Annotated in this window: 26 protein-coding genes, 2 tRNA genes and 1 other RNA gene; 8 read left to right on the forward strand and 21 right to left on the reverse strand. The window is 53.0% G+C overall.

Features of this window, described 5'->3' with window-relative positions:
- The first annotated feature begins 64 nt into the window (after positions 1–64).
- Positions 65–325, forward strand: a complete 261-nt coding sequence (locus D568_RS0115450) for a hypothetical protein (protein WP_020210509.1) — start codon at positions 65–67, stop codon at positions 323–325.
- Positions 326–340: 15 nt separating this feature from the next.
- Here the strand turns inward: D568_RS0115450 and D568_RS0115455 are convergent, their stop codons facing one another.
- A complete protein-coding gene (locus tag D568_RS0115455; RefSeq protein WP_020210510.1) occupies positions 341–1,141 on the reverse strand; it encodes a class I SAM-dependent methyltransferase in 801 nt (266 codons plus the stop codon).
- 6 nt (positions 1,142–1,147) lie between these two features.
- Positions 1,148–1,795 carry a YiaD family glycine zipper/OmpA-like lipoprotein gene (locus D568_RS0115460; protein ID WP_020210511.1) on the reverse strand — a complete coding sequence of 216 codons (648 nt, stop codon included), beginning with the start codon at positions 1,793–1,795 and terminating at the stop codon, positions 1,148–1,150.
- Between the two features lie 129 nt (positions 1,796–1,924).
- Here D568_RS0115460 and D568_RS20370 point away from each other — a divergent pair, with 129 nt between their 5' ends.
- Positions 1,925–2,452 carry a hypothetical protein gene (locus D568_RS20370; protein ID WP_020210512.1) on the forward strand — a complete coding sequence of 176 codons (528 nt, stop codon included), beginning with the start codon at positions 1,925–1,927 and terminating at the stop codon, positions 2,450–2,452.
- Here the strand turns inward: D568_RS20370 and D568_RS0115470 are convergent.
- The 10 genes from D568_RS0115470 to queE form a co-directional block, all read right to left on the reverse strand.
- On the reverse strand, positions 2,435–2,698 hold the full coding sequence (locus D568_RS0115470; RefSeq protein ID WP_040516938.1) for a PilZ domain-containing protein: 264 nt from the start codon (positions 2,696–2,698) through the stop codon (positions 2,435–2,437). The genes D568_RS20370 and D568_RS0115470 overlap by 18 nt on opposite strands.
- An 89-nt stretch (positions 2,699–2,787) precedes the next feature.
- Positions 2,788–3,573, reverse strand: a complete 786-nt coding sequence (locus tag D568_RS0115475) for an MBL fold metallo-hydrolase (RefSeq protein ID WP_020210514.1) — start codon at positions 3,571–3,573, stop codon at positions 2,788–2,790.
- Positions 3,574–3,584: 11 nt separating this feature from the next.
- Complete coding sequence (gene bamC / locus D568_RS0115480) at positions 3,585–4,748, reverse strand: outer membrane protein assembly factor BamC (protein ID WP_020210515.1); 1,164 nt, start codon at positions 4,746–4,748, stop codon at positions 3,585–3,587.
- A gap of 19 nt (positions 4,749–4,767) precedes the next feature.
- A complete protein-coding gene (gene dapA / locus D568_RS0115485; RefSeq protein ID WP_020210516.1) occupies positions 4,768–5,643 on the reverse strand; it encodes a 4-hydroxy-tetrahydrodipicolinate synthase in 876 nt (291 codons plus the stop codon).
- A 143-nt stretch (positions 5,644–5,786) separates the two neighbouring features.
- Entirely contained in the window at positions 5,787–6,854 is a 1,068-nt protein-coding gene (nadA, locus tag D568_RS0115490) for a quinolinate synthase NadA (RefSeq protein WP_020210517.1), read from the reverse strand.
- A 164-nt stretch (positions 6,855–7,018) separates the two neighbouring features.
- A non-coding RNA gene (locus D568_RS21520) (RtT sRNA) lies at positions 7,019–7,136 on the reverse strand.
- Positions 7,137–7,148: 12 nt separating this feature from the next.
- Positions 7,149–7,224, reverse strand: a tRNA-Lys gene (locus D568_RS0115495).
- A 69-nt stretch (positions 7,225–7,293) separates the two neighbouring features.
- Positions 7,294–7,369 (reverse strand) — tRNA-Lys (locus D568_RS0115500).
- Positions 7,370–7,516: 147 nt separating this feature from the next.
- The gene (gene queC, locus D568_RS0115505) at positions 7,517–8,194 is read right to left on the reverse strand and encodes a 7-cyano-7-deazaguanine synthase QueC (protein WP_020210518.1); all 678 of its coding nucleotides are present in this window, start codon (positions 8,192–8,194) and stop codon (positions 7,517–7,519) included.
- A 47-nt stretch (positions 8,195–8,241) separates the two neighbouring features.
- Positions 8,242–8,892, reverse strand: coding sequence for a 7-carboxy-7-deazaguanine synthase QueE (gene queE / locus D568_RS0115510; protein ID WP_040516940.1), 651 nt, complete (start codon positions 8,890–8,892; stop codon positions 8,242–8,244).
- Positions 8,893–8,979: 87 nt separating this feature from the next.
- Between queE and D568_RS0115515 the strand changes: the two genes are divergently transcribed.
- Positions 8,980–9,297, forward strand: coding sequence for a hypothetical protein (locus D568_RS0115515; protein WP_020210520.1), 318 nt, complete (start codon positions 8,980–8,982; stop codon positions 9,295–9,297).
- A gap of 9 nt (positions 9,298–9,306) precedes the next feature.
- Here D568_RS0115515 and D568_RS0115520 read toward each other — a convergent pair whose 3' ends face one another.
- The 4 genes from D568_RS0115520 to lpxL all read right to left on the reverse strand — a co-directional run bounded on the left by D568_RS0115520 (position 9,307) and on the right by lpxL (position 13,214).
- Positions 9,307–10,410 (reverse strand): phosphoribosylaminoimidazolesuccinocarboxamide synthase, encoded by a 1,104-nt coding sequence (locus D568_RS0115520; protein WP_020210521.1) that lies wholly within the window; start codon positions 10,408–10,410, stop codon positions 9,307–9,309.
- Between the two features lie 70 nt (positions 10,411–10,480).
- The gene (locus D568_RS0115525; protein ID WP_020210522.1) at positions 10,481–11,188 is read right to left on the reverse strand and encodes an SDR family NAD(P)-dependent oxidoreductase; all 708 of its coding nucleotides are present in this window, start codon (positions 11,186–11,188) and stop codon (positions 10,481–10,483) included.
- A gap of 56 nt (positions 11,189–11,244) precedes the next feature.
- Positions 11,245–12,198, reverse strand: a complete 954-nt coding sequence (corA, locus tag D568_RS0115530) for a magnesium/cobalt transporter CorA (protein ID WP_020210523.1) — start codon at positions 12,196–12,198, stop codon at positions 11,245–11,247.
- Between the two features lie 71 nt (positions 12,199–12,269).
- Entirely contained in the window at positions 12,270–13,214 is a 945-nt protein-coding gene (lpxL, locus tag D568_RS0115535; protein WP_020210524.1) for an LpxL/LpxP family Kdo(2)-lipid IV(A) lauroyl/palmitoleoyl acyltransferase, read from the reverse strand.
- Between the two features lie 111 nt (positions 13,215–13,325).
- Between lpxL and D568_RS0115540 the strand changes: the two genes are divergently transcribed.
- Positions 13,326–13,670, forward strand: coding sequence for a hypothetical protein (locus D568_RS0115540; protein ID WP_020210525.1), 345 nt, complete (start codon positions 13,326–13,328; stop codon positions 13,668–13,670).
- Between the two features lie 142 nt (positions 13,671–13,812).
- Here the strand turns inward: D568_RS0115540 and grxD are convergent, their stop codons facing one another.
- The 4 genes from grxD to D568_RS0115560 form a co-directional block, all read right to left on the reverse strand.
- Positions 13,813–14,142, reverse strand: coding sequence for a Grx4 family monothiol glutaredoxin (gene grxD / locus D568_RS0115545; protein ID WP_020210526.1), 330 nt, complete (start codon positions 14,140–14,142; stop codon positions 13,813–13,815).
- Between the two features lie 336 nt (positions 14,143–14,478).
- Positions 14,479–16,497 carry a TonB-dependent receptor family protein gene (locus D568_RS20375; RefSeq protein ID WP_020210527.1) on the reverse strand — a complete coding sequence of 673 codons (2,019 nt, stop codon included), beginning with the start codon at positions 16,495–16,497 and terminating at the stop codon, positions 14,479–14,481.
- A complete protein-coding gene (hrpB, locus tag D568_RS0115555) occupies positions 16,497–18,962 on the reverse strand; it encodes an ATP-dependent helicase HrpB (RefSeq protein WP_020210528.1) in 2,466 nt (821 codons plus the stop codon). The genes D568_RS20375 and hrpB overlap by 1 nt, the downstream gene beginning before the upstream one ends.
- A gap of 18 nt (positions 18,963–18,980) precedes the next feature.
- On the reverse strand, positions 18,981–20,546 hold the full coding sequence (locus D568_RS0115560) for a hydantoinase B/oxoprolinase family protein (RefSeq protein ID WP_020210529.1): 1,566 nt from the start codon (positions 20,544–20,546) through the stop codon (positions 18,981–18,983).
- Between the two features lie 397 nt (positions 20,547–20,943).
- Between D568_RS0115560 and D568_RS0115565 the strand changes: the two genes are divergently transcribed.
- Genes D568_RS0115565 through D568_RS0115580 form a run of 4 tightly spaced genes read left to right on the forward strand, consistent with a single transcriptional unit; the run spans position 20,944 to position 25,015 of the window.
- The gene (locus D568_RS0115565; RefSeq protein WP_020210530.1) at positions 20,944–22,119 is read left to right on the forward strand and encodes an aspartate aminotransferase family protein; all 1,176 of its coding nucleotides are present in this window, start codon (positions 20,944–20,946) and stop codon (positions 22,117–22,119) included.
- An 18-nt stretch (positions 22,120–22,137) separates the two neighbouring features.
- On the forward strand, positions 22,138–23,073 hold the full coding sequence (gene argF, locus D568_RS0115570; protein WP_020210531.1) for an ornithine carbamoyltransferase: 936 nt from the start codon (positions 22,138–22,140) through the stop codon (positions 23,071–23,073).
- Between the two features lie 58 nt (positions 23,074–23,131).
- Positions 23,132–24,157 (forward strand): CAF17-like 4Fe-4S cluster assembly/insertion protein YgfZ, encoded by a 1,026-nt coding sequence (gene ygfZ, locus D568_RS20380; RefSeq protein ID WP_020210532.1) that lies wholly within the window; start codon positions 23,132–23,134, stop codon positions 24,155–24,157.
- A gap of 21 nt (positions 24,158–24,178) precedes the next feature.
- Entirely contained in the window at positions 24,179–25,015 is an 837-nt protein-coding gene (locus D568_RS0115580) for an HDOD domain-containing protein (RefSeq protein ID WP_020210533.1), read from the forward strand.
- A 70-nt stretch (positions 25,016–25,085) separates the two neighbouring features.
- On the opposite strand, the gene ung is transcribed toward D568_RS0115580, so the two are convergent.
- Complete coding sequence (ung, locus tag D568_RS0115585; protein ID WP_020210534.1) at positions 25,086–25,769, reverse strand: uracil-DNA glycosylase; 684 nt, start codon at positions 25,767–25,769, stop codon at positions 25,086–25,088.
- Positions 25,770–25,786: the final 17 nt, after the last annotated feature.

Raw genomic sequence — 25,786 nt, forward strand, 5'->3', positions numbered from 1 at the left:
GTTCCTCTAAGGCTGTGAGAGCTTATACCCCCGCTTCTGACATTGCGCAAGCAAAAGCGACATCATGCCATTAAAAGACAAGTTGATAACATTTTACTCGGCGCCTCTGGCACAAAGCTTTAAGCAGTTTCGCTTGGGTGCGGTGCTGTTTTTTGTAGGGCTTTTGCTGGTGTATCTGGCCTCACAGCTGCTGCAGCCGTCGTTAAGCCAGGAAATCGCCACTCTGATTGGCTTATGCGTGATTGGCCTTGGGTTTGTGATTGCCATCAGCGCGCAAATGCGTATGTTGATTTCGCGGCTGATCGCTTTCTTGCGCAAGCGCTAAGCAATAGTAACCAGCTTAATTCAAGGCCTCTGGAAACTTTTGTCGAGCGTAAATATCAAATCTGCCGGACTTCCCCTCTAAACGATAGCTGGGTGCCTGCTGCGCCAAATCCGGCGCGTTACGCGGGCGCTTAACCACCACCCGATAGCGCGCAGCGGCCAGAGCCCCTTGCAGCAAGTGGTCGGCATCTTCATCAGCACCCACTAAAGAATGAAAGGCTTTCATTTCCTTTTTAACCGCTGCGGATTTCTGCCGCTCGGGAAACATAGGGTCCAAATACACCACATCGTAGGAGGCGACGCTTTGCTGTAGTAGAGTTAGGGTATCGCCGAACGTTAACGTCAAACGGGCCAGAATATCAGCCAGCTCAGGGTCTGCTTCAATGGCCGCACGGGCTAAGCCGTCCTCTAACAATGCATGTACTGCCGGGTTGCGCTCGTGCATTTGCACTCGAGCCCCTAGTGTTGCCAGAACAAAAGCGTCGCGACCGAGGCCCGCTGTGGCATCCAGTACATGTGGCCGCACCTTAGCCGTTATGCCTACCGCTTTCGCAATAGCCTGTCCTTTACCACCGCCGAACTTACGCCGGTGGTTAACAGCACCGGCAGCAAATTCAGCGCGCACCGGGCCCGGAGCTTTGCGGCCCGTTTGCTGCAAACTCAGGCCATTAACGTCAAAGACAAGGGCAAACTCAGGGCCGTCTTGTAGTTCATTAACAGCAAGATCAAACAGCAATTCCGCCCCCATCAGCCCGGCCAAATGGCTGGCGGCCGGACGCCGGGTGGCGGTATTACACACTACAACGATTTCAGTCATTCGGTTTTAACGCGGCACCAGTTCAATTTCCACGCGACGGTTTTGCGCGCGGCCAGATGAGGAAGAGTTACTGGCGATGGGATAGCGAGGCCCGTAGCCCACCGCGTTCATACGACCGTAATCCACTTTGCGCTGCCCCAGGTATTCGCGCACGCTCTGCGCCCGCCGCTCACTGAGCATTTGATTGTAATTGTCCGAGCCAGTTGAGTCGGTATGCCCGGCAATATTCACATTGGTGTCTTTATACTCAGCCAACACCAGTGCGACGGAATCTAAAACATCGTGAAACTCCGGGCGAATGGAGTACTGGTCAGTTTCAAAGGTGATATTACCCGGCATAATCAATGAAATGGTGTTGCCATCGCGACGCACCTGCACACCACTGCCCTGCAGTTTCTGACGCAGTTCAGCCTCTTGGCGATCCATATAGTGGCCCACACCGCCACCAATAGCACCGCCTGCCACGGCACCTGTGAGTGCGCCTTTGCCCCGGTCTTTTTTACTGGACGATGCAACTCCAATAGCGGCACCGGCCACCGCGCCAATGACCGCGCCTGTGGTTGAATTGGTGGTTTTTTGCTCTCCTGTGTAAGGGTCTGTGGTGGTGCAAGCCACTAAGCCTAAAACGCTGGCAATTGCGATTACTTTTTTCATCTTGACTCCTGAATCTGGCCAATGAATATCCGGTGATAATCCTATACCATTGTCCGCTTGGGTACACTGGTCATTATCACATTTACACAACCACTCTTAACCCTCACTGAATACGGCAACAGAGACACAATGAAGATACTTTTTTTCGCCACGGCCCTAACCCTGATTACCGGTTGCAGTCAGTACGATTTTTCTGTGAATGACAATGTGCTGTACACGCCTAAACCCTTGCTTACAGTATCGAACATTCTCGACTCAAACCTTCAAGCGTGTATCGAGCAAGCCGTTGTGGACCGCAAGGTAACATCTGTCAGTCAGCTGACACAGCTGCAGTGCAGCCATGCCGGAATCGTAAGTCTTGCCGGGTTAGAACGTTATTTTGCTATCACCGAGCTGGATTTAGCCGATAATAAAATTCGCGACGCAAGGCCCTTGGGAAGATTGGGCAAACTCACACTGCTGCATATTGAAAACAATCGTATTTCAGATTCAGCGCCATTACTGCAGCTGATCAAACTAACGGACGTTAATTTGGAAGGCAATCAAAAGGTCAACTGTCAGGACTTATTACAACTACAGCGGACCGTCAAAGAAAATCGAGGCACCATCAGCTTGCCCGAGCACTGTCAGAACAACGACTTACAGAGCGAAGGATAACCCGATGGTATTGCGAAACTGATGCACCACTTTCATCGTGACAGGCTCCGCATTTATGGGCCCCACCACTTTGCGAAAGCATACTTGCAATTCGGTCCCAACCGGCGGTATCGATTGGTTTTCTAGCATCACCTGTGCCCCACCCTCGGAAATATCCGTAGTGAAACCAACGATGGTGCCGATACTGGGGTGCATCATCTCCACCCGAATACTCCGGCTGGTGCGTTCATGTTGACGACGTTCCACTTTCTTATCCACCCATTACAGTTTTTGTATACCAGCAACTATAGCAAAGGCGTGGCGCTTATTAGAACAATTAACACCATGACTGTGAGTTAAGCCGACACGGATACCGGCGGCACACCAGACACCTCAAGCCACTCAAACCCCTCATCCTGGCAGGCATAGACTGTGTTAGCCACAGAAGCCAGCAAGGGCTCAAGAGTCTGACGGACAAGCGCCAGAGAGTTATTCTTTTGGCTGATATGTGCAACCACCAGATGCTGTAACCGCGAAGTATTCACACGCTGTAAAAAACCTGCAGCCTGCTGGTTGCTCAAATGCCCCCATAAACCTCCCACTCGCTGCTTTAACGAAGGCGGGTAAGGTCCGCCTGCGAGCATTAAAGGATCGTGGTTTGCTTCTAATATCAATGCATCGCAATCGCAATAACATTTTTCGACATGAGGTGAGATATTACCAAGATCCGTTAACACCCCGAGGCTCACACCGCTGTAGCGAAACACAAACTGCGCCGGCTCACGAGCATCGTGAGGCACAGCAACAGGTTCCACCTCTAAACCATGCAGGCTAAATCGCTGATAATTTTCAATTAATCGAAGTTCGGGGATTAAGCCGTGATCTCGGCTGTAAAAAGTGCCTGGAGTCATATAAACCGGCATTTTAAAACGCCGCGCTAACGCTGCCACACCTTTAATATGATCGGTATGCTCGTGTGTAACGATAACGGCTGTAAGGTCTTTGGCTGATCGCCCCAGACGCTGCAAACGCGCTTCAGTTTCCTTAACACTAAAACCGCAATCCAGCAGCAGGGCACCACCTGACCACTCGATCAGCGTACTATTACCCTTACTGCCGCTGCCCAGAGAGGCAAACCTCATGAGCTTGCCTCTTAGATCAGATTTTTACGTAACAATGTCAGTAATTCGCGGGCGGTGCGTGGATCGAGACGCTTGCCATAAGGATCACGCAAATGAACGGTATAGTCGCCGGTTTGACCTTTGATGAACAGCAAATAACCGGGTGCATTAGGGTTAAGTGTCTCTGCCGTACGTTTTGACAGAGGTGCATTGGTAAAGGCTTCCCCCTGGGGTACATTTGGCAGAAGCTGCGATACCGTATAAGGGCTGGTATGTACTATGTCACCATCGCTTTCAAACCAACTGCTAAACCAACCGTCACCTTCTGGCTCTACCGGCTCGTAATGCAGATAGTACACGCCTTCATCGGGGGCACTGTCGTAAATGGCAAAGCCATCCTGTTTCATGGCGTGGAACAATGTTGCCTTGGCGCGCTCTTCGCTCAAGCGTATTTTCATCACCGGTTCACTGGCCTCAACCACGAGCGCTGATTTAGCTTCGCCGCCAATAGCCTGTGCCAGTAATGAAGTACCACCAATCGTTTCGTCCTGTGCCAGAGCAGCCGCTAACTCATCCAGCAACCAGGCTTCGCGCTCAGTGGAGGTTGACTGCCCTGGCCACTGCGCCTCTTCAGGGGGCGTGGCGCCGCTAACGGACTGGTGTAATACGTGGATCTCACTGGTTTCAGGTTGCACACCTTGATCAATCTGAATGCGATAGCGGTCTGTGGTGCTTAAATCAGTTTTAAACTGCAACCAGTGGCTCTCTATCAAGCCGCGACTGATATCAGCACTGGCAACATCCACATTATTTTCGTTCATAAAACTGCGCACCCGAGGCCAAACTTCACCGGGAGATACGTTCATCAAAATCCAGCGCTCATCGCCCAAGCGCTGAATTTTTACGTTTTCCTGCATTAAGTTGGTCGCCAGAGGTTGCGGCCTTGGCACCTCGTTGTGATCAGCGGCCACCGCCTCATCAAACTCGCTCTGCTGAATAGGGGGTATGGGATACACCTCACCCAAGCGCGCACCACTCATACCTTCGGGAACTTTTAAAGGCTCAATTTTATCGGCTTTTTGGTAATCGCCATCACGATTACGGAAATAGGCCTGGTCACCCCAAAACACGCCACAACCCACCAGCTGTGTCATTAACGTCAAAGCGAGCCCGCGAAGGGCGATGGTTTTTATCATAGGATTATCTTCAGCTTACTTATAACAGCCCGGCATCGCGCAAAGCGGTGCGAACTTGCTCATGATATACGTCGGATAGCGGCGTCATGGGTAAACGAATCCCCTCACCTATTACCCCCATTTGCGCCAGCGCCCACTTCACCGGAATTGGATTGGCCTCAAGGAACATGGCCCGATGCAGCGACATTAATGAATCGTTGATCGCACGAGCCTCTTCAGCCTTTCCAGCGATAGCAAGTTCACACATTTGCGCCAGCTTGCCGGGTATGACATTAGCCGTGACAGAAATATCCCCATGGCCGCCTAATAACATCAATTCCACAGCGGTTTCGTCGTCGCCCGAGATAATTTTAAAGCCATCCGGCGCGGCATCAATAATGGCTTTGGCGCGAACCATATCACCGGTAGCCTCTTTAATGCCGATAATGTTGGGCAATTTAGCCAACTCAAGAACAACGTCGGGCTGCATGTCTACTGCTGTTCGGCCAGGCACGTTGTATAAAAGCTGGGGAATATCCACCGCTTCGGCTATGGCCTTATGGTGCAAGTACAAACCTTGTTGAGTTGGCTTATTGTAGTAAGGAGTTACCAATAAGCAGGCATCAGCGCCGGCATTTTTGGCGCCTTCCGTTAACTCAATCGCTTCCGATGTTGAATTGGCACCAGTACCAGCAATGACAGGTATTTTCCCCGCCACCTGATTCACAACATGGGTAATAACAGCCAAATGCTCGTCAACATCCAATGTTGCCGATTCACCGGTAGTGCCTACCGCCACAATCGCGTGAGTGCCCTGTTCGAGATGCCAGTCAACCAGAGCCGACAATCGCTGCCAATCCAGTGAGTTATCGGCGTTCATTGGTGTCACCAGGGCAACCATACTGCCTTGAATCATATTTTCTCCACTGCGGAACAAAGGCGCTTCGGCGCAGCGCCCGGATGAGCAGTCACTCATCGATGATTGATTACAAAAACTGGCGACATGTTACGCACAGCCGCTCAGGGACACAAGCGAGGCAGCGTTGAGCCTCTACAAACTCAGCCTTTTTTAAAGGCCAGCATTCTGTCTAAAGGTCGCATGGCCCGTTCAGCCAATACCGGATCGACAAAGATTTCGTTGTCGTCCTGATCAAACACCTTAGCCAGTATTTCCAATTCGTTTAATGCCATCCATGGACAGTTGGCACAACTGCGACAGCTGGCACCACTACCCGCTGTCGGAGCAACGTGAAACACTTTATCCGGGCACAGCTGCTGCATTTTATAAAAAATGCCCTGATCAGTGGCCACAATAAACTCGCGGTTAGGCAGAGTTTGTGCGGCGTTAATCAGCTGCGACGTAGAGCCCGCCACATCCGCCAGCTCTACCACTGACTGAGGGGATTCGGGATGTACCAGCACGGCGGCGTCTGGGTATAGGGTTTTTAAATCTTCGATACCGCGCGCCTTAAATTCTTCATGCACAATACAAGCGCCGTCCCACATTAGAACATCCGCACCGGTTTGCTTTTGCACGTAAGCACCTAAATGTTTGTCCGGCGCCCACAGTATTTTTTCACCTTTTTTATCCAGGTAATCCACCACATCCAAAGCAATACTAGAGGTGACCACCCAGTCGGCGCGCGCTTTAACCGCTGCCGAAGTGTTGGCATAGACCACGACCGTGCGATCTGGGTGCTGATCGCAAAAATCAGAGAACTCGTCAGCCGGACAACCGATATCCAAAGAACAGGTAGCCTCAAGAGTTGGCATTAGCACGCGTTTATGAGGGGTGAGGATTTTTGCCGTCTCACCCATAAACTTTACCCCGGCCACGATCAGCGTCGAGGCTGGATGGTCGCGGCCAAAGCGGGCCATTTCCAAAGAATCAGACACACAGCCACCGGTCTCTTCAGCCAGCGCTTGAATAACAGGGTCTGTGTAATAGTGAGCCACCAGCACTGCGTCGCGCTCGATCAGCATTTGCTTGATCTGCGCTTTATAGGCGGCTTCTTGCTCAGGAGTTAACTCACCATGTCGGCCAATACCAGCCAAATGGTCTTTGACCACCTGCCGATCAGAGGCCAACGATTCTGTCTCGGTATTTTCGACAACTTCAACGGACATACTCAGGTACCACGGTTGGCGCTCAGCACTGGGTAATGGAGCGCTTTATAAAGGGCGCATTCTAACACAAGCGAGAAATATGGCGGGAGCGTGCAAACGCCGCAAACTGGCGGCTTAGGCGTAATAAAAAAGCGCCAAGTGATGTTCACTTGGCGCTTTTTGAATGGTGGGTCGTACTGGATTATTCGGCTTCGCCTCACCCTTCGGGTCGTCGCATTCGCGACGATGTCTCGCTTACGCTCGGCTCGAACCGGTTCTCATCCAGAACGACAACTTTGCCCAGCGGGCAATATATGGTGGGTCGTACTGGATTCGAACCAGTGACCAATTGGTTAAAAGCCAACTGCTCTACCAACTGAGCTAACGACCCATAAAACTGTTTGTCTGCCAAATCCTGTGGCGGGTGACCGGCGGCGCTCAGTAAACAGCCTGTCGAATATGGTGGGTCGTACTGGATTCGAACCAGTGACCAATTGGTTAAAAGCCAACTGCTCTACCAACTGAGCTAACGACCCGCTAACTTACGCACCTGCTTGCTAAGGCACCCAAATCAGAGGCGCACATAATAATGATTTGGGCGGAAAAAACAAGCGCTTTTTTGCATTTAATTGGCAATAATCGCCAAGTGATCAATAACTTACCAAAGTGTGCGTTTTACACACTCAAAATCGGTAACGGGTCGGGTCGCCCACCCCTGCCTGCTCAAATCCAATTTTGCGCAAGCGGCAGCTATCACAGCGACCGCAGGCGCGGCCATCGTCGTCAGCTTGATAGCAAGACACCGTAAGACTGTAATCCACACCAAGCGCCAACCCCTTGCGAATAATGTCAGCTTTGCTCAAATCAATCAGTGGAGTGCGAATAGACAGTTTTTGGCCTTCGGTGCCTGCGCGAGTGGCAAGGTTGGCCATAACTTCGTAAGCGGCAATATAATCCGGACGGCAGTCCGGGTAACCGGAATAATCAACGGCGTTAACCCCAATAAAAATATCCACCGCCCCCAAGACTTCAGCCCAGCCCAACGCGATCGACAAAAATACGGTGTTGCGGGCCGGCACATACGTCACAGGCACGCCCTGGGTTTCCTCTTCAGGCACATCAATGCCATCATCGGTCAGCGCTGAGCCACCAATGGTGCGTAAATCCAACTGAATCACTTTGTGCGCAGCACTGCCCAAAGCTTTGGCAGCGCGCTCGGCCGCCAACAGCTCGGCACGCATACGCTGACCGTAATCAAAGCTGATGGTGTAACACTCATAACCTTCGTTGCGAGCAATCGCTAGGGCCGTTGTTGAATCCAGCCCCCCGGAAACTAACACCACGGCTTTTTTATTCGCCATTACAATTCTCCCCTGATCGTTTTGCAGGATTACGGTGTGCGAAATCGCTAGTGCCCGGGAATATCGTCCCAGAGCAATTTATGCAGCTGCAACTGAAATCGCACCGGCAGATTATCCTCAATAACCCACTCAGCTAGCGCTCTCGGCTCAATTTCGCCAAAGCTGGGGGACAACAACACATCCGCCACTTTATCGGCCAACTGATACTCATCGATTTTCAACTTGGCCCATTGATAATCTTCACGTGAACAGACCACAAATTTAATCTGGTCGCGCTTGCCCAGCAGCGGTAAATTCTCCCAACGGTTGCGGTGTGACTCTCCCGAACCGGGTGTTTTCAAATCCATCACTTTCACTACCCGGCCATCCACATCATCCAATGCCATGGCGCCACTGGTTTCCAAGGACACCTCGTACCCCTGATCACACAGCGCTCGCAAGAGCTCAGGCGTATGCTTTTGCGCCATCGGTTCGCCACCGGTTACGCAAACATAAGTCGCCCCATACGCCGACACTTTATCCAGCACCTGCGCCAAGCTCATGCGCGTACCGCCGTAAAAAGCGTATTCGCTGTCACAATAGCCACAGCGCAGCGGGCAACCGGTCAAGCGCACAAACACGGTGGGCAAACCCACGGTATTTGACTCGCCTTGCAATGAGTAAAAAATTTCAGTGATTTTGACGTTTGCTTCTGTCATGTTTGTGCCAATTGCGGCCATAACTTCACGGTTAGCGGGCCAAGTGATATTCTAAACGGCTTTGCTATTGCCGCTTCGGATTGCAGTATGAAACCGATCAAATCCAAAAAGGAGCAACGCCAGGAGCTGGATGCCCAAATTCGCGAGTACCAATCCCGTGGTGGCGTCGTTGAACAGGTACCCCAAGGTATTTCCGGGCGCGAGGAAACGCGTCAACCCCTGCCCCATGTGTTTGAGAAAAAATCAGAAGGTGATACCCGCACCGCCGTCAACGATGTCATCGCCGCAATTGAACAGCGCCGTAAACCGGGTAAACCACCCACAGGTAAAAACAACAAAAAACCGCGCAAAAAAATCATTTACGATGAGTTTGGTGAACCTTTACGCTGGGAGTGGGACAGCTAAAGCCGCCCCTTAATCCACCAAGCCGTACTGATCTCGCAACACCTCAATAATTTCTTGCTTGGGATTTTTTGATAACTCAACCTTTTTACCGGTAATTTTCTCGGCGATACCGCAATAGGTTTGTGAAACCTGCATCAAGACCGACTCGGGCAAGGCGTTGTTTTTCGCCAGCGCGCTACGCTCATCCATACGCTGCTTGTTGAGCAGGATATCTGGATCGTCAAAATAGCCAAGCAGCAGCTGCCGGAAGGCCTCTTTGGACTGCTCCACCACCTCGCCTTGGCGATAGCTGGGGCCATCCCAAATGCGTGATGAATCCGGCGTACCCACCTCATCCATATAAATCAGCTTATCGTTACCAGCCGCGTCGGTGACGTAACCAAACTCAAACTTGGTATCCACAAACACCTGATCCAGACCTTCCAGCTCGCGGCTGATCAGCCTGAAACCGTCTTTCAACAGCGCTTCGTACCGATCAATATCGCTTTTTGACTGAAACTTAAAAGCCGCGAAATTGGCCTCTAAATTATGGCGGGTGACATTAACGTCATCCACCGCGGGCACACCGGGAATCCCCTTTAACACCCCTTTGGTGGAAGGTGTAATCAACAGCTCTGGCAACTTCTGATCTTTCTGCAAGCCGTCTGGCAACTTGATACCGCAAAACTCGCGCTCACCGCCGGCGTAAGCTCGCCACATGGAACCGGTAATATACTGCCGACAAATGGCCTCGATCATTACAGGGCGAGCCTTTTGGACAATCCACACTAAGGGGTGGGGAATATCGAGGATATGACTGTCAGCCAAACCGTGCTCACGGAACAAACCAAACCAGTGATTAGAAATCGCGTTCAATGCAGCGCCCTTGCCGGGAACACCGTTCATGCCGCCTTCACCATGCCAAATGCAGTCAAAGGCTGAAATGCGATCACTGATAACCATAATCGCCAAGGAGGCGTTTTCGGCCACATCGTAGCCTTTTTCTTTTATCAGGCGCTGACTGTCGGCATCGTTCAACCAGTACACAGAGCGCACTTTACCGCTGTGTACAGGCAACTCGGTACGAATCGGAAGATCGTCGTTAACGGCTAGAACTCTGTCGGCAAGCCCCATAAAAACACCCTATCAGCGGAGGTCGAAAAACCGGCGATATTAACACATTTACCGACCGCACCAAGACTCTTTACCAAGGCAGACGCTCACCACTCCAGTGATAAAACTGACCCGTATTTTCAGCATTCAGACCTTGCAGCACCGCAAACAAACGTGCCGCGGAGACATCGGGGCTGTACAGCCGGTGAGCGGGGATACGACCAGCAAAGGGTTTAGAGAGCGGCGAGCGGGTCGTTCCAGGGTGCAACGCGACAACACAAGACCCTTCGCAGCGGCGCGACAGCTCAATAGAGGCCGTTTTAATCAGCATATTGAGCGCCGCCTTACTGGCCCGATAACCATACCAACCACCCAACTGGTTATCGCCAATGCTGCCCACCTGCGCGCTTAAAAAAGCCACTTTCGGCGCTTCAACGCCCGTCAAAAGTCCTGGCAGGCGTTTCATAATCAGAGCTGGAATAACGGTGTTTACAGAAAAGTAATGCGCAAGCGCCTCGCCATTCAATTCTTCAAGCCGCTTTTCCGGGGTGGCCTGGTCATCGAGCAAAACGCCCACACAACACAGAATCACCCGAGGCGTCACATTGGCGTTTTTCAGTTGGTCCGTCAGCTCGGACAGGGCATTGTCGGTGTAATCACAGAGGTAGAAATCGTCGTAGATACCTCTTTCGACTTCCGTGCGCCCCACCCCCAGCACCCGATAGCCCGCGGCGGCGTAGCGTTTTGCAAGAGCGCAAGCCAAGGCGCTGCTCGCCCCAAAAATCAGAACTTCAGACATAAGACCTCCGGTTAGCTGGGCTTTAGGCCCATTAGCAGCCGGCGGCGGCCGGATGCTTATAACCAGTCTTTACGCTTGAAATACCAAAGTGGTGCAATCGCCGATGCCAACATAATTAATGTACCGGTCACATAACCCCACTCCCAGTGCAGCCCAGGAATAAACTCAAAGTTCATCCCATAAAAACTGGCGACCACAGTGGGCGGCAAGAAAATGACCGCGGCAATAGAAAAGGTTTTGATGATCTGGTTTTGCTCGATATTGATAAAACCCTGAGTAGAGTCCATCAAAAAGTTAATTTTATCGAACAAAAACGCCGTATGAGACATCAAGGTATCCACGTCACGCTTGATCTCTCGGGCGGTTTCCTGCAATTCAAAATGCTCGCGCAAATGCCGCTGCAAAAAAGAAATAGAGCGCTGGGTATCCATAAGACACAAGCGGATTTTCCCGTTGCTGTCTTCAAGCTTGGCCAGGCGGTCGATGGCATCTTCAAGGTCAGCATCGTCATCTTCCAATACGGTATGACTGACATCTTCGAGTTTGCGGTGAATATCCTCCAGCACGTCAGCGAGGTTTTCGACCTTTTGCTCGAACATGGTAATCAGCAAGTCTTGCGGCGAATGCGCCTGCACCTGCCCACGACGGGCCCGCATTCTCAACAGGCGAAAATCTGCCAGCTCGCCATCGCGCAAGGTGATTAAGCGTTTATCCTGCAAAATAAAAGCGACCGTAGTGGTGCTGTGCCGACCTTCGGTGGGAGCAAGAAACAAGGAGTGGACGTGAATGCCCGCCGAATCTAAAAAGTAGCGCGCAGAAAACTCAATCTCTTCAACATCGTCGGACTCAGGCAGCTCTGCCCGCAAAAAGGTATTAAGCTGGTCGCGCTCTTCATCCGTCGGCTCATGGGCGTCAATCCAGACAGCGTGATTCATGGCCTCGCGGACATTTTCCGGATCCACGTTCTGATCCCGCAACTTCGCGCCCTGAATTTCAAACATTCTCAGCATGCTTTACTCCCCTACTGCCAACCGTGTGATTACATCACTTCCAACTATATAAGTGTACTGGGTTATACGCTTTATTTCTTACGCCTGGGTGAATAAGGCGATACCTCCCCGTCTGGGCGAGTTTTAAAGCGCCGGTGAACCCATAAGTACTGTGTGGGATGACGCCGCACGACCGACTCCACCACCGCATTGGCAGCCGCCGCATCCGCAACGTCATCACCACTGGGAAAGTTCGCCAAAGGCTCTTTTAGCTCTACATGATATACGCCGTCTTCATCACGATAGTGCTCAAAAGGCACTACCGCAGCGCGCCCCATTTGCGCCATTCGCGCCGTCGCGGTCACAGTAGAGGCCTGAACACCGAAAAATGGGGCGAATACCGTATTCTGCACGCCGTAATCCTGATCGGGGGCGTACCAAATGCGGTGGCCTTTACGCAGATTCTTCACCAGCTGACGCACATCGTCACGGGGAATGGTGCTGCCCGAGTAACGCTCGCGGGCACGAGCCATAGCGGCGGCCAGCAAGGGGTTTCGGTCCACGCGATAAATCATGTCGCATTCAATATTGAGCCCCATTATGCGGCCAGCAACATCCAAGGTGGTGTAGTGCCCTCCCAGCAGCAACACCCCTTTCCCCTCATTTTGCAGACGATGAAGAATGTCCAGCCCTTTTAGGGTATAGCGATTATCAAACTTGCGGTCTGGCCCCCACAATGCAATCGCCGTCTCCACAAAGCTCAAGCCTACATTGCGCAAAATTTGCCGTACACGCTCTTCGGCTTGCTCCTCATTTAAATCGGGAAAACACAAATTGACGTTAACCCGTGTGATATCTCGCCGGGACTTGGCGTAGCGATAAAACAAAGCGCCCAACCACTCACCGAGTTTGCGTGACACGCACCAAGGTAAATGCGCAACAAGAACAAACACCCCCAGCGCCATCCATGTGGTCCAATAACGGGGGTGCGTGTAGCCTTTTAAACTGGTGCGTGAGTCGTCCATCTGAGGTGCCATTAGCGATGCCAAAACCGTGAATGAAAAAACGGCGAGATTATAACAGGCACACGGCTTAGCGGTGGTGAATCTGATATGGTTACCACTTACCATCCTTAAACGAGGCCAACCTTGCAATCAAATACAGACCCCCGGCTTGCACAGCTGAGTGAACGCATCGACAAAACCCTCGTCGCGCTAAACCAAAAACTGGATGAGCTGTACCGTTTGCGCGAAGCATCCAGCGGTGAGCAGTGGCGCCACTATGAAGAGCAGATCCGGGCGCTCAAAGAGCAAGAAATTCGACTTCTGAAATCCAAAAACACCGCCTGGATGGCGCACTGGTTACGCCGCGATGGCGAAGTGGAAATAGTGGAACGGCCCCATCGAACCCTGGGCTTAAGCTTAATTGCTATCAGCGCAACCGGACTGGCATTGCTCGGATACTTAGCCTGGAAAGTAAATTCCGGAAGCTAAACCTCATTGAAAGAATTGTCTTCGGAAATAAATGATGGGCAATGGAATAAGGAATGGAGGTACAAAATGGAGGCACAACAGGGAGAGCTAAAAAGAAACGGGCAGCGCCCGGGACCGGGAGCTGCCCCAACAGGAGCATGAATCAATCAGAAGAATCTTCTGAGGCGGCAGACTCAATCAATGTCTTGAGTTCACCATTTTCGTACATCTCGGTCACAATATCGCAACCGCCTACTAACTCGCCGTTAACCCATAATTGCGGGTAGGTCGGCCAATTAGCGTACTGCTTGAGTCCTTCGCGCAGCTCTGGATTGGATAAAATATCCACATAAGCGAACCGCTGACCACACGCCATCACAGCCTGTGATGTGCGCTGCGAAAATCCGCACTGAGGGGCGTTAGGAGAACCCTTCATGTACAAAATAACCGGATTTTCAGAAAGCTGTTGTTTGATGGTTTCCATCACGTCCATAGACAATGTATACCTCTGTGGCTTTTGGATGACCTACCGGAATAGGTTCAGATGAATCAATTGAATAAAAACCGTATAACCTAGTGGTTTACTCAGGTATTTTATTCTACCTCACACTGCCATCCGTTCCAAATAGCAACTTGCCAGCCTAATGGACGTCCTGATTGCAAATAAACAAGCATTGCGTCACAGGTAGTTTGCATATCATACCCGATTCGGTTGACAAATGGGACTATAAATTGGCAGCAATTTGCCATTTTCGGCTATTTTTTGCGCTTTTTTACCTATCAAAATGACAATTTTATGAGAACCGTTAAAAACGCCTGTATGACAGCGTTACCACGACCGACTGATTTCCACCCCCACATTAATTTGCCGCGGAGGTGCGGGCTCCAGGGTTCGGCCACGGCTTTGATTGACAATCACAGCACCTACGTATTTCTCATCGAGGGCATTCTCCAGCTTAAGCCATGAGCTCAAAGAGATTTCACCAAAACGATGTTCCGTCTGCGCGGAAAAATCCAACACCAAAGAGTCCGGCGCCCACTCTTCATTGTTATCGCCCGTTGCCACTTCACCTCGGTACTGAGCAGCTGCACTCAAACGCAACCAAACCCGCCCCTGCCAATCCAATTGTGAATAAAGGTTTTCTCGGGCTACACCTGGCAATCTATTGCCTTGGAATGGCCCTGCAGAATATTCGGCATTTAACCACGTCGCCCCCAAACGCCACGATAAAACGTCACTCAATCGCCACACCCCTTGCAGCTCTAAGCCCGAGCGTTGGGTGTCAGCCCCATTGCGATAAGTGGTTCGCCCACCCTCTGAAACATCCACCACCAATTCATCCCGACTTTGCATGGCAAATACCACAGCACTGGCCTCGCAAACCCCATCGGTCAGACGCCACCCTACTTCACCTTGGCGATTGCGCGCGCTTTGCAAATCCAAATTCAGCCCAGTGCCTTGATTTTGATAGGCCATCTCAGTCAAGGTAGGCGTTTCAAACCCTTCTCCCACACTGCCAAACAGACGCCAGTTGCGCTCGCCGTAACTCACCCCAAGGCCATAAGAAGGCTCACGGTAACCCATTCGGCCAGAATCATCGGGATTAGTCCCCTGCACATAATAATCACTGACTTTAAAATCTATGTCGTTTTGCCGAGCCCCAAACTGTAAACGCCAATGCTCATCGGGCGTCCAGGTCAAAGCCGTGTAGAGATCGGTGTTTCGCACCTCACCCAGCTCGGAACGTTTAAGCTCCCCCTGCTCTCCCCGGTTATTAACATAACCTTTACGCCGATCCCGCATCTGCCCAAATTCAGCCCCCAAAGACCACTCAAGAGCACCAAACTGACGGGCCAGCGTGAGATTACTACCCGCGAAATCTCGTGCCAAATCTATTACCGCGCCGTTGTCGTTTTCACCATCCCCTGGAAAACTCAAAAACTGCTGAATTTCGCGCTGCCCTGCCCAGCCGGCCCATTGCCAGCGCCCCCAGTCGGTGTTTTGTTTAAGTGATACTGAGGCCTGCTGATGATCAATAGACTTACGCGGATCAAATATCAGCGCCACCGGGTGCACCTGGGTGGGATCTTCTTGCCATTGATCGTAGGTAAGGCCCTGTGGGTCTTCAGTGTGAGGGTCCCGGCTGATATCTATCCGCGCCACCGCATGTACCCCAGACGCCGAGCGATAAAACCATTGCGCCGTAAATTGGTTGCGCTCTGCACTTGAGTGCTCACGAAAACCATCGGTTGTAAACTGACTGGCTTGTACACGCAATGCCGCCTGCTCTCCCGCCCATTCGCTGCGCAGGCGGTAACGCCTTTGACGCGCATCGCCAAAAGCCCCCAGCAAATCAACCGAGTTTTGCTCAGGAACCTCTGTGTGAAACAAGATAGTTCCACCTGCCGCATTGCCATACAATGTCGCCAGAGGGCCGCGCATAACTTCAACTCGGTCAATGGTATCCAGGGCGATACTCGATGTCTGGCTTTGACCGTCCGGCATGGTCAAGGGTATGTCATCGACCCGTAAATTAATGCCGCGCACCCCGAACGCCGAGCGCGCGCCAAAACCGCGCAAACTAATACGTGTGTCTTGAGCGAAATTAGAACGGCTGTCAGCTTGAAGCCCCGGCAACCCCGCTAACAGCTCAGCACTGTCAAAACGAAAACCCGGCAATTGCTCACTCATTTTTACGGTATCCACCGTTGCCGTGCTGCTCAACCAGGTTTCAGGCATGCGACTTGCGGTGACTATTATCGTCTCTTCAAGCTCACGCTCCTGCCCCAGCGCAGGGGAGGAAAATACGGTAATACCCAATAACACCAAAAGACAGAAATTACGCATTAAGACTCCAATCGTTTTTTGGTAAAACCCGTAGCCACATGATCGAGAGGGTTTTCCGGCCAGGGATGTTTCGGATAACGTCCTCGCATTTCTTTGCGAACCTCTGGGTAAACGTCGGACCAAAAAAAAGCGAGATCACGAGTAATCGCCAGCGGCCTGCCAGCGGGAGAGAGCAGCTCGATGCTTAAAGGCACCCCATCGGCAGGCAGGGTAAAAGCTCGCGCACCAAAAAACTCCTGCAACTTGCCTCGAATGGTGGGTTTACAGGGCTCAGGGTCGGCAAGCAGTGCCGCGGATTCCATTTCTCCAAGATAATCGACGACTACACGACGCCCACTAGGCAAGGTTAATGAGGCAGGCAACAACTGATCTAGCTGGGCCACCGCCTCAAACCCCAGGTGGTAGGCCAAAGCCTCCCAAAGTGGCATAAGCTCAAGTTGAGTTTCGGCACTAATAAAAGCGCCCAACCACTGATCAAGGCAATCGGTCAGCGCCTGCTCATTCAGATCCGGCAAGTTGATTAAGTTGGCATTTTGCGCCAGCCGCGCCCGGCGCAACAAGGTTAAAGCAGGCTCCGCCCAAGGGACACTCGCCAAGCCTCGTTGCCGTATATAGGCCACCACCGCAGCAGGAATTTCTTGCGTACTCAGTGTTCGGCGCACCTCATCAACTACCTGCCCTCCCATACGGTAACGGCGTGTCTCTACCCAGCGCTGTCGGTTCCCACTGCCAGCCGCTTCGACGGCTGTTTCGACCTCAGCCAAAGTGTGCTTTTGCTCATCGGTCAGTTCAATATCAAGCCCAACGCCCATTAGGGCTTTACCCCGGCTGCTTATATGAAACACCATGGCCCAGTTTGTACGGCAATCGAGAGTAACTGTTGCCCCCGTATTTAAACGGTATTGGTTGAGACTTGTCATCCGTCCAATGCGGTCGGCAAAAACACTAGCCAATACACCGCTCAACGCTGGAGGCAAACTAAGCTCTGTTGCTTTAGGGGTAAGGGTTACCCCCAAAACTCGACACCAACGAGCCCATTGCTGCTGCCAGCGCCTATCGCGGTGTAAACACTGCTGCGCCTCTCGTAACCAAGCGGTGAAGTCTCTCTCTGGCATCAAATCAAAATGCAGTGCCAAGGCAAGTAGCGCCAGCCAACTTTGCCGCTGTAAATCAACGTTCGGGTTTTGAAACAGGTGCAATAAAAGAGCGGCAATGCGCGGATGCGTACCCAGTGCAGCGACACTACGCCCCACATCGGTGATTTTTTTCTGCTCGTCCAACAACCCCCAGCGCTGCAAATGTTTTTGCGCATAACCTAACGCCAGGCTACCAGGAGGTTCGAGCCAGGGTAAATCCGCCACAGGCGTTCCCCAGTGAGCCAGACGCAAGGCCAAAGGCAGATAATCCGTGCGGCGAATTTCCGGCAATGTTTGTGGCACTAAAGGTTCAGACTCCGGCCACAGCCGAATGCAGTGCCCTGCTTGTACGCGCCCGGCGCGCCCGCGGCGCTGTTCGGCGCTCGCCGCCGAAACACGGCGGGTACTTAGCCGGGTAACGCCCGTGCGCTGCTCATAATCCGGCTCACGGGTCAAACCAGAGTCCACCACCAGAGTGACATCGGCAATCGTCAAAGAAGTTTCGGCGATATTAGTGGAGAGAATCAGCCGCGGGCCAAGAGCGGGATTAAGCGCGGCTACCTGTTCAGAGCGCTCAACCCGACTGTGTAGGCAGTAAATTTTGTGCTCAGGATAATGCTGTGCAATGTGCCGCTGGCAACGCTCAATATCCCGCCAGCCGGGTAAAAACACCAACACTGTACGCTCGCACCAGTCATTCACCTTATGCAGCGCGCGCAGCAGATGCTCTTCGAGTGCTTCCGCCCGGCCCGCAGTCCCTGCGGCGGGACAATAATGCAATGTCACTGGAAAGCAACGGCCGGGACTGAACAGCGAGCGCTCAACCTGAGTACGCAGCCCGGCGTCGGCGGTTGCCGACATTAAAACCAGCTTTAAATCGTCGCGCATTAGCGCAGTTTCTTGTACGAGAGCCCAGGCGGTGTCCTGGTTAACCGAGCGCTCGTGGATTTCATCTAACATAACCACAGCGACACCAGCTAAGCCAGGATCCGCCAACAAGCGTTGCAAAAAGACCCCCGGTGTCATTAACAATAAGCGGGTTTGTTCTGAGTCGGCGCGATCAAATGGCACCTGATAACCCACACCTTGCCCCACCTGCCCGCCCTCAAGCTCAGCCAGTCGTTCAGCCAGTGCTACAGCGGATAAGACTCTTGGCTGAATAAGCCAAACTTGCTGCCCGGGCGGTGCCCACTTTAAAGCCCACAAAGGTGCCAGAGTTGACTTACCCGCTCCGGGTTCAGCTTCCAGCAGCAGGCTTGTAACGGAATCCAACGCAGTGGTGAATGCCTCGTGAAGCGATGTTAATGGCAATACGGGGTACCTTGTCATAACCCAGGCTCCAACAGCTTACTTTTCATCTAAAAGAGGTTTTCCCCAACCACCGCCCCCGGCGGTAGCCAGCGTGAGGCAATCTCCCGGTTTTACACACAAGGCCACTTTGGCGGGCAGAGCCTTATTATTTAACCAGTTTTCCCCTGGGGCCGCCGGTTCACCTCCGGCTAACCCCCAGGGTCGATGTGAGCGCCTCTCCGTCAATAGAGTCACTTGCGCCGGGGCTAAAAATTCGTATTCACGCAACAAACCGTCCCCACCAGAGTTAAGTCCGGCACCGCCGCTACCTCGGCGCACCTGATAACGCCTGATTCGAAGCGGGTAATGAGTTTCCAGACTTTCTACGGGTGTGTTTAATGTGTTGGTCATGTGTGTCTGGACGGCCGACCAGCCACCGCCCCGTTTTCCCGCCCCCATACCCCCGCCGTTCGTTTCGTAATAATCCCAGCGAGGGTGCGTAGTATTGGCCTCCGCCCCCATAGCCACGTTATTCATCGACCCAGAGCTGGCGGCCGGTATACGTTCAGGTAAAGCTTGGGACAAAGCCCCCAGAACAACATCCACTATGCGTGTAGAGGTCTCAACATTGCCCGCCGCAACAGCAGCGGGACGACGGGCATTGACCAAACTACCTTCTTGAGCGTGCAGTTCAATGGGCCGAAACGTTCCCGCACACGCGGGTGTCTGTGGGGGCATCAAACAACGCAAAGCGTAAAATACGGCCGCAGCTGCCACTGCCAAGGGACAGTTGATGTTGCCCGCAACCTGATGACTGGTGCCAGCAAAATGAGCAGTAACACGGCCATCAAGAACCGTTAGCGACACACTGATAACTATGTCTTTATTCTCTAGTCCATCATCATCCATAACATCCGAAAACACATACCTCCCGCCGGGAATCGTGCGTAATGCCTCACGAGCCAGGCACTCGGCATAATCATTTAGCTTTAATAGGGCTTGCTGGTACTTCTGTACCCCCATCGATTCCACCTGAGTGCTGAGCCGCTCAGCACCGAGTCGGCAGGCACTGATTTGCGCTGAAAAATCTCCGCGAGCCTGAATCGTATGCGTGGCGCTAGCATCTTCACCACACAATTGGCGTAATACCGACTCTACCACTTTGCCGTCACGAACAATCGGAGTGGGAGCAATGACAACCCCCTCTTCGGCCAAGGTTCGGGAAATCGGCATCGAGCCAGGAGACGTCGCACCGATATTGGCATGGTGAGCACGGTTAGCGGCAAAGCCCACCAACTGGCCACCGTGCCACACCGGAGCGATGACCGTGACATCCGGCAAGTGGGTACCGCCCAGGTAGGGATCGTTGACAACCAGCATATCGCCCTCCCCCCACTCGACGCCGTTAACGATGTCCGCCATGGCGTAGGCCATACTGCCTAAATGAACGGGTATATGCGCGGCCTGGGCAGCAAGCCTGCCTTGCGCATCGAAAAGTGCGCAGGAAAAGTCCAATCGGTCCTTAATATTGGGAGAGAAAGCCGAACACTTCAGCACTGCGCCCATTTCATCGCAAACTGCCGCCATGCGACTGGCAAAGACGCTCAGTTCTATCGCGTTCATTACGCCCCCAATGTTATCGGCAAACGGATTAAACGCGGCATCTTACCAGCCTGCGAATGGACCGTCAGGCGGCTATTTGCCAAGCCTCAGGATTCCATATACTATCGGTCGTTTGGTGTTTGGTCTGTTGACTACCCTTTGAGCCCGCCGCAATAAAGGTGGCGAGACTAGCGCAGGCAAGCGAGCTATCGCTAACAAAGCTGCCATTAACGCCTTCGGCGCTGTGGCGGCTTTTTCGTTTGCACTGCTACCAATGCAACAGACTTACACTCCCGTCCGGGATCAGCAACCGAGCAGGTTCGCCAACCCAGCAAGACGCGAGAACCAGATTCCCTAAAATTGATGACAGCCAGAGCCCCTGAACGGGTTCGGGTTTTATTTTTGTTGGAGAAAGCTCATGTCAACCTTAATGAACACCTACGGTGCCAGAACCCTTACCCTAACCAAGGGCTTGGGCAGCCGAGTGTGGGACGATGCGGGCCACAGCTACCTTGATGGCATTAGCGGTATCGCGGTATGCGGCCTGGGCCACTCACACGCGGCCGTTACCCGCGCCATTAACGAGCAGGCAGACACCCTTTTACACGTGTCAAACCTGTACAACATTCCCGCGCAAATAGCGCTGGGCGACAAGCTGTGCCATACAGCGCAGATGGACAAAGCGTTTTTCTCCAACTCCGGCGCGGAAGCGAATGAAGCGGCCATCAAGCTGGCCCGCAAATACGGCAACGACAAAGGCATAGAAAACCCCGCTATAGTGGTCATGAAAAGTGCCTTTCACGGCCGCACCATGGCCACCTTAACCGCCACTGGTAACGCGAAAATCCAGCAGGGCTTTGAACCCCTGCTCCCCGGATTTGTGCGCGCCCCTTTTAACGACATTGCCGCCATCGAAGTCTTGGCCGCCGAGCACAAAAACATTGTCGCGGTGCTGGTCGAGCCCGTTCAAGGTGAAGGCGGCGTACGCATTCCCGACGCAGATTACTTACCCAAACTGCGGGAGCTGTGCGATCGCCACCAGTGGCTGATGATGCTGGACGAAATTCAAACCGGTAACGGCCGCACCGGTAAATACTTTGCCTACCAGCACACCAACACCCTTCCCGATGTGGTCACCACCGCCAAAGGCCTGGGCAACGGCGTGCCTATCGGCGCCTGCCTGGCGCGCGGGGCGGCGGCAGAGGTGTTTGGCCCCGGCAATCACGGCTCCACTTTTGGCGGCAATCCGCTGGCCTGTCACGCGGCGGAGGCAGTCGTGGACACCTTGATCGGTGGCGATTTGATTGATCGGGTAGCAGCGCGCGGGGCGCAAATGCTACAGGCGTTTAAAGACAAGCTGGGCGATAACCCCAAAGTGGCCGATATTCGTGGCCATGGCTTGATGCTTGGCATCGAGCTTGAAGCGCCATGCCTGGAGCTGGTGGCCAAGGCACGGGAAATCGGCTTACTGATTAACGTAACAGCGGGCAACACCATCCGCTTACTTCCTACCTTCATCATGACCGATGAAGAAACCGACGAACTGGTCAACGGCGTTGTCCAGCTTGTTGAGCAATTTGAACCAACCGAATAAAACAGTAAAGGCATTACTATGGTTGCAATCAAAGCACCACAGACAACACACAAAGTGCGGCATTTTCTGACCCTTAACGACATCAGCAAAGATGAGCTGAAGTCGATCATCGACCGTGCCATCGAAATGAAACAAGCACTGTACGAGGGCCGCGCCCAACCTTTACTGGAGCGCAAAGTAATGGGGATGATTTTTGAAAAGTCCTCTACCCGTACCCGCGCATCATTTGAAGCGGGCATGGCGCAACTGGGCGGCCACGCGCTGTTTTTATCCCCGCGCGACACCCAACTTGGCCGCGGTGAGCCTATTGAAGACTCGGCCCGTGTGCTCTCGCGAATGGTCGATATTGTGATGATTCGAACCTTTGGTCACGACAAAATTGAGCGCTTTGCCGAGTTCTCCCGCGTACCGGTAATCAACGCTCTGACCGATGACTTCCACCCCTGTCAGCTACTGGCCGACATTCAAACATTTGTTGAGCTGCGCGGCTCCATGGCGGGCAAGTCGGTCGCTTGGGTGGGCGACGGCAACAATATGTGCAACTCATACATTAACGCCGCCGCCATGTGCGACTTTGAGCTGCGCATCGCCTGCCCCGAGGGTTTCAACCCTTCCAGCGACTTGATCAACGCCCACAGCGACAGAGTTAAACTGTGCGCAACACCCCAAGAAGCGGTACAAGGAACCGATTTAGTCGTCACGGATACCTGGGCCTCTATGGGGCAGGAAGACGAGAAAAACGAGCGCGAACGCGCTTTTGCAGATTATCAGGTAAACGCCGAGTTAATGAGTTACGCTGCCAGCGATGCGCTGTTTATGCACTGCCTGCCCGCCTACCGCGGCAAAGAAGTGAGCGCCGAGCTGTTGGATGCACCAGACTCAGCCGTGTGGCAAGAGGCAGAAAACCGCTTGCACGCACAAAAAGCGTTGATCGAGTTTTTACTGACGCAATAAAGCGTCAGTAACTCACGCTCTCAGCCGTATAAAACGTTTTATCCTCTAAGGAGTCAGCATGAGCCTGTGGCATGGTCTTTTCGCCGATCAAGGCGCCAAGCGCCGCGACGATGGCGGCTTTGCTTTCCCCCCAAATGTCTCTGCCCCGGCAGATACCGACACCCGTCTAAGCCCGCTGAGTCATCAGGCTTTTATTACCTTAACCGGGCCCGATGCGCGTAAGTTTTTGCAGGGCCAGGTTACCTGCGACGTACGTGAACTGGAACAAAGCCATTGGCTGTTAGGGGCGCAGTGCAACCTTAAAGGTCGGGTGATCGCCAGCTTTACTTTGGCAGCCCTCAGTGATGAAACTTTGCTGTTAAAAACCAGCGGCGATCTGGTTGAAACCTTGTTATCCAACCTGAAGAAATACGCCGTGTTCTCTAAAGTCACACCTGAAGCCGAGGGCGAGTGGATCGCCTTTGGTTTAAGTGGCTCCGGTGCAAGCAGGCTAATCGAGCAAAACACGGGGCTCAATCTTGCCGATCTGACCGATAATCACTTTCTCGCTACAGACTCCACGATCGTACTACAGCGAGGGAAAGACCGCTTTGAGCTATGGGTTAACGCCGATCACGCAGCGACACTCTGGAGCCAGTTGGCGGCGCAATGTCAACTGGCGGACACGGCCTTGTGGCAACTTGCCGATACCGAGGCGGGAATTGCCGAAATTCGCGCCGACACCAGCGAACACTTCACGCCGCAGGATATAAACTATCCACTCATCGGTGCGGTTAGCTTTAAAAAAGGCTGCTATACCGGTCAGGAAGTGGTCGCGCGCTTACACTATAAAGCCAAGTTAAAAAAGCACTTGTACCGTATTGAAGGCTTAGGCGCGCCACCGGCACGCCTGGCCTCGATTGTGGACAAACAAGGGAAAAACCGAGGGGAAATCGTTCAGGCCAGCGCGACCGATAAAGGCTTTGAAGCCCTGGCGGTACTGCCTGCAACAGACGATACCTCTTTACAAATGAGCGAAACCGGCGGGCACATTACCCGATTAAGCTTGCCCTATAGCATTCCCTCAGCCGACAATAGCGATTGAAATACAAAAACGGGACAACCGATGAGTCAAGTAGTAGACACCGTCCGCCAGGACATTATCGCCGCCATTAAATCCGACCGACTGGTGCTGCCCACCTTGCCCGAAGCGGCATTGAGGGTGCGAGAAGTAGCGGAAGACCCTGACGCGAACATGGACCAGCTGACCAGCGTTATTGGCAATGACGCCGCCTTGTCTGCACGCATTGTTCGTGTGGCCAACAGCCCTCTGATGCGCGCCAGTAAAGCCATCGAAGATTTAAAAGCTGCCGTCATGCGATTGGGCATCCAATACACCTGCAATATCGCCACCGGCCTTGCCATGCAACAGATGTTTCAGGCCACCTCAGACTTAGTGGACTCACGTTTGCGAGACACCTGGAACCGCTCCAGTGAAATCGCCGGCATCTGCCACGTGCTATGTCGCCATTACACCAAGCTGCGTCCGGACCAGGCTACCTTGGCGGGCTTGATTCACCGTATCGGCGTACTGCCCATCCTCACCTACGCCGAAGAGCACCCCTCGCTCCTGAAAGACAGCCTGACGCTGGACCGAGTGATCTTCCAGCTGCAAGGCGCTATCGGCGATTTGATTTTAAAAACCTGGGACTTTCCCGCCGAAATCGCCAACGTACCCTCCCAGCACATGAAGTTTAATCGCGAGGTCGAGAAAGCCGATTACGCCGACATTGTTACCGTCGCTATGCTGCAAAGCTACCTGGGCACAGATACCGCGCTAGGCCGTGTGGATTACCACAAAGTCACCGCCTTTAGCCGCTTGGGGATGGACCCTGACATGCAAATGGCCGAGGCCGAAGACCTGTCGGCTGAAATGGAAGCGGCGATGACCCTTTTACAGTAACCCCCGCTTCATCCTATAAAAAAGCAGCCCACGGGCTGCTTTTTTTAACACCTAAAACTCACTCAGAACATTACAAACGCCAGTCAATCTCGGTCACACCACGGCTGCGCAAATACGCATTCGCCTTGCCAAAATGCCCGTTCCCCAAAAATCCGCGATGGGCAGACAGAGGAGACGGATGGGGCGACGTTAACACCAAGTGTTTGCGGGTATCGATCAAGCGCCCTTTTTTCTGTGCGTAACTGCCCCACAACAAAAACACCAATCCTTCGCGGCCGCGATTGAGTGCATCAATAGCCGCATCTGTGAATTGCTCCCAGCCCTGATTTTGGTGCGAACCGGCTTTGCCCTGCTCTACGCTGAGAGTGGCATTTAACAGTAGCACCCCCTGCTCCGCCCATTTTTGCAAACAACCATGGGGCGGTCTGGCAAACCCTAAATCGCGCTCAATTTCCTTAAACATATTTTGCAGCGACGGTGGCGGACGCACGCCCTCGGGCACCGAAAAACTCAAGCCGTGTGCCTGGCCTGGGCCGTGGTAAGGGTCTTGCCCCAAGATGACCACCTTTACTTGATCGAAAGGTGTGGAATTAAACGCGTTAAACATGAGTGCCGAGGGCGGGTAAATTTCTTTACCCGCCTGCTTTTCGCGCTTTAGAAAGGCTTTTAACGCCTGCATGTGGGGCTTTTCAAACTCGCCCTCGAGCTCGGCCAACCAGCCGGGCTCTAATTGAATGGATCTTGCCTCGCTCACATCTGGACTCCTTTGCA

It is taken from the genome of Gilvimarinus chinensis DSM 19667 (assembly GCF_000377745.1).
Classification (GTDB): Bacteria; Pseudomonadota; Gammaproteobacteria; order Pseudomonadales; family Cellvibrionaceae; genus Gilvimarinus; species Gilvimarinus chinensis.

What these genes read in the sequence shown, in the direction of transcription:
- queE (WP_040516940.1), bottom strand. Translation starts at nt 8,892, where the DNA reads ATGACAGAAGCAAACGTCAAAATCACTGAAATTTTTTACTCATTGCAA.
- D568_RS0115560 (WP_020210529.1), bottom strand. Translation starts at nt 20,546, where the DNA reads ATGAACGCGATAGAACTGAGCGTCTTTGCCAGTCGCATGGCGGCAGTT.
- D568_RS0115520 (WP_020210521.1), bottom strand. Translation starts at nt 10,410, where the DNA reads ATGGGGCTTGCCGACAGAGTTCTAGCCGTTAACGACGATCTTCCGATT.
- lpxL (WP_020210524.1), bottom strand. Translation starts at nt 13,214, where the DNA reads ATGGCACCTCAGATGGACGACTCACGCACCAGTTTAAAAGGCTACACG.
- nadA (WP_020210517.1), bottom strand. Translation starts at nt 6,854, where the DNA reads ATGTCCGTTGAAGTTGTCGAAAATACCGAGACAGAATCGTTGGCCTCT.
- queC (WP_020210518.1), bottom strand. Translation starts at nt 8,194, where the DNA reads ATGGCGAATAAAAAAGCCGTGGTGTTAGTTTCCGGGGGGCTGGATTCA.
- hrpB (WP_020210528.1), bottom strand. Translation starts at nt 18,962, where the DNA reads ATGACAAGGTACCCCGTATTGCCATTAACATCGCTTCACGAGGCATTC.
- dapA (WP_020210516.1), bottom strand. Translation starts at nt 5,643, where the DNA reads ATGATTCAAGGCAGTATGGTTGCCCTGGTGACACCAATGAACGCCGAT.
- D568_RS20370 (WP_020210512.1), top strand. Translation starts at nt 1,925, where the DNA reads ATGAAGATACTTTTTTTCGCCACGGCCCTAACCCTGATTACCGGTTGC.
- argF (WP_020210531.1), top strand. Translation starts at nt 22,138, where the DNA reads ATGGTTGCAATCAAAGCACCACAGACAACACACAAAGTGCGGCATTTT.
- D568_RS20375 (WP_020210527.1), bottom strand. Translation starts at nt 16,497, where the DNA reads ATGCGTAATTTCTGTCTTTTGGTGTTATTGGGTATTACCGTATTTTCC.
- D568_RS0115460 (WP_020210511.1), bottom strand. Translation starts at nt 1,795, where the DNA reads ATGAAAAAAGTAATCGCAATTGCCAGCGTTTTAGGCTTAGTGGCTTGC.
- D568_RS0115525 (WP_020210522.1), bottom strand. Translation starts at nt 11,188, where the DNA reads ATGTCTGAAGTTCTGATTTTTGGGGCGAGCAGCGCCTTGGCTTGCGCT.
- D568_RS0115450 (WP_020210509.1), top strand. Translation starts at nt 65, where the DNA reads ATGCCATTAAAAGACAAGTTGATAACATTTTACTCGGCGCCTCTGGCA.
- D568_RS0115475 (WP_020210514.1), bottom strand. Translation starts at nt 3,573, where the DNA reads ATGAGGTTTGCCTCTCTGGGCAGCGGCAGTAAGGGTAATAGTACGCTG.
- corA (WP_020210523.1), bottom strand. Translation starts at nt 12,198, where the DNA reads ATGCTGAGAATGTTTGAAATTCAGGGCGCGAAGTTGCGGGATCAGAAC.
- D568_RS0115515 (WP_020210520.1), top strand. Translation starts at nt 8,980, where the DNA reads ATGAAACCGATCAAATCCAAAAAGGAGCAACGCCAGGAGCTGGATGCC.
- grxD (WP_020210526.1), bottom strand. Translation starts at nt 14,142, where the DNA reads ATGGACGTGATGGAAACCATCAAACAACAGCTTTCTGAAAATCCGGTT.
- D568_RS0115580 (WP_020210533.1), top strand. Translation starts at nt 24,179, where the DNA reads ATGAGTCAAGTAGTAGACACCGTCCGCCAGGACATTATCGCCGCCATT.
- ygfZ (WP_020210532.1), top strand. Translation starts at nt 23,132, where the DNA reads ATGAGCCTGTGGCATGGTCTTTTCGCCGATCAAGGCGCCAAGCGCCGC.
- bamC (WP_020210515.1), bottom strand. Translation starts at nt 4,748, where the DNA reads ATGATAAAAACCATCGCCCTTCGCGGGCTCGCTTTGACGTTAATGACA.
- D568_RS0115455 (WP_020210510.1), bottom strand. Translation starts at nt 1,141, where the DNA reads ATGACTGAAATCGTTGTAGTGTGTAATACCGCCACCCGGCGTCCGGCC.
- D568_RS0115565 (WP_020210530.1), top strand. Translation starts at nt 20,944, where the DNA reads ATGTCAACCTTAATGAACACCTACGGTGCCAGAACCCTTACCCTAACC.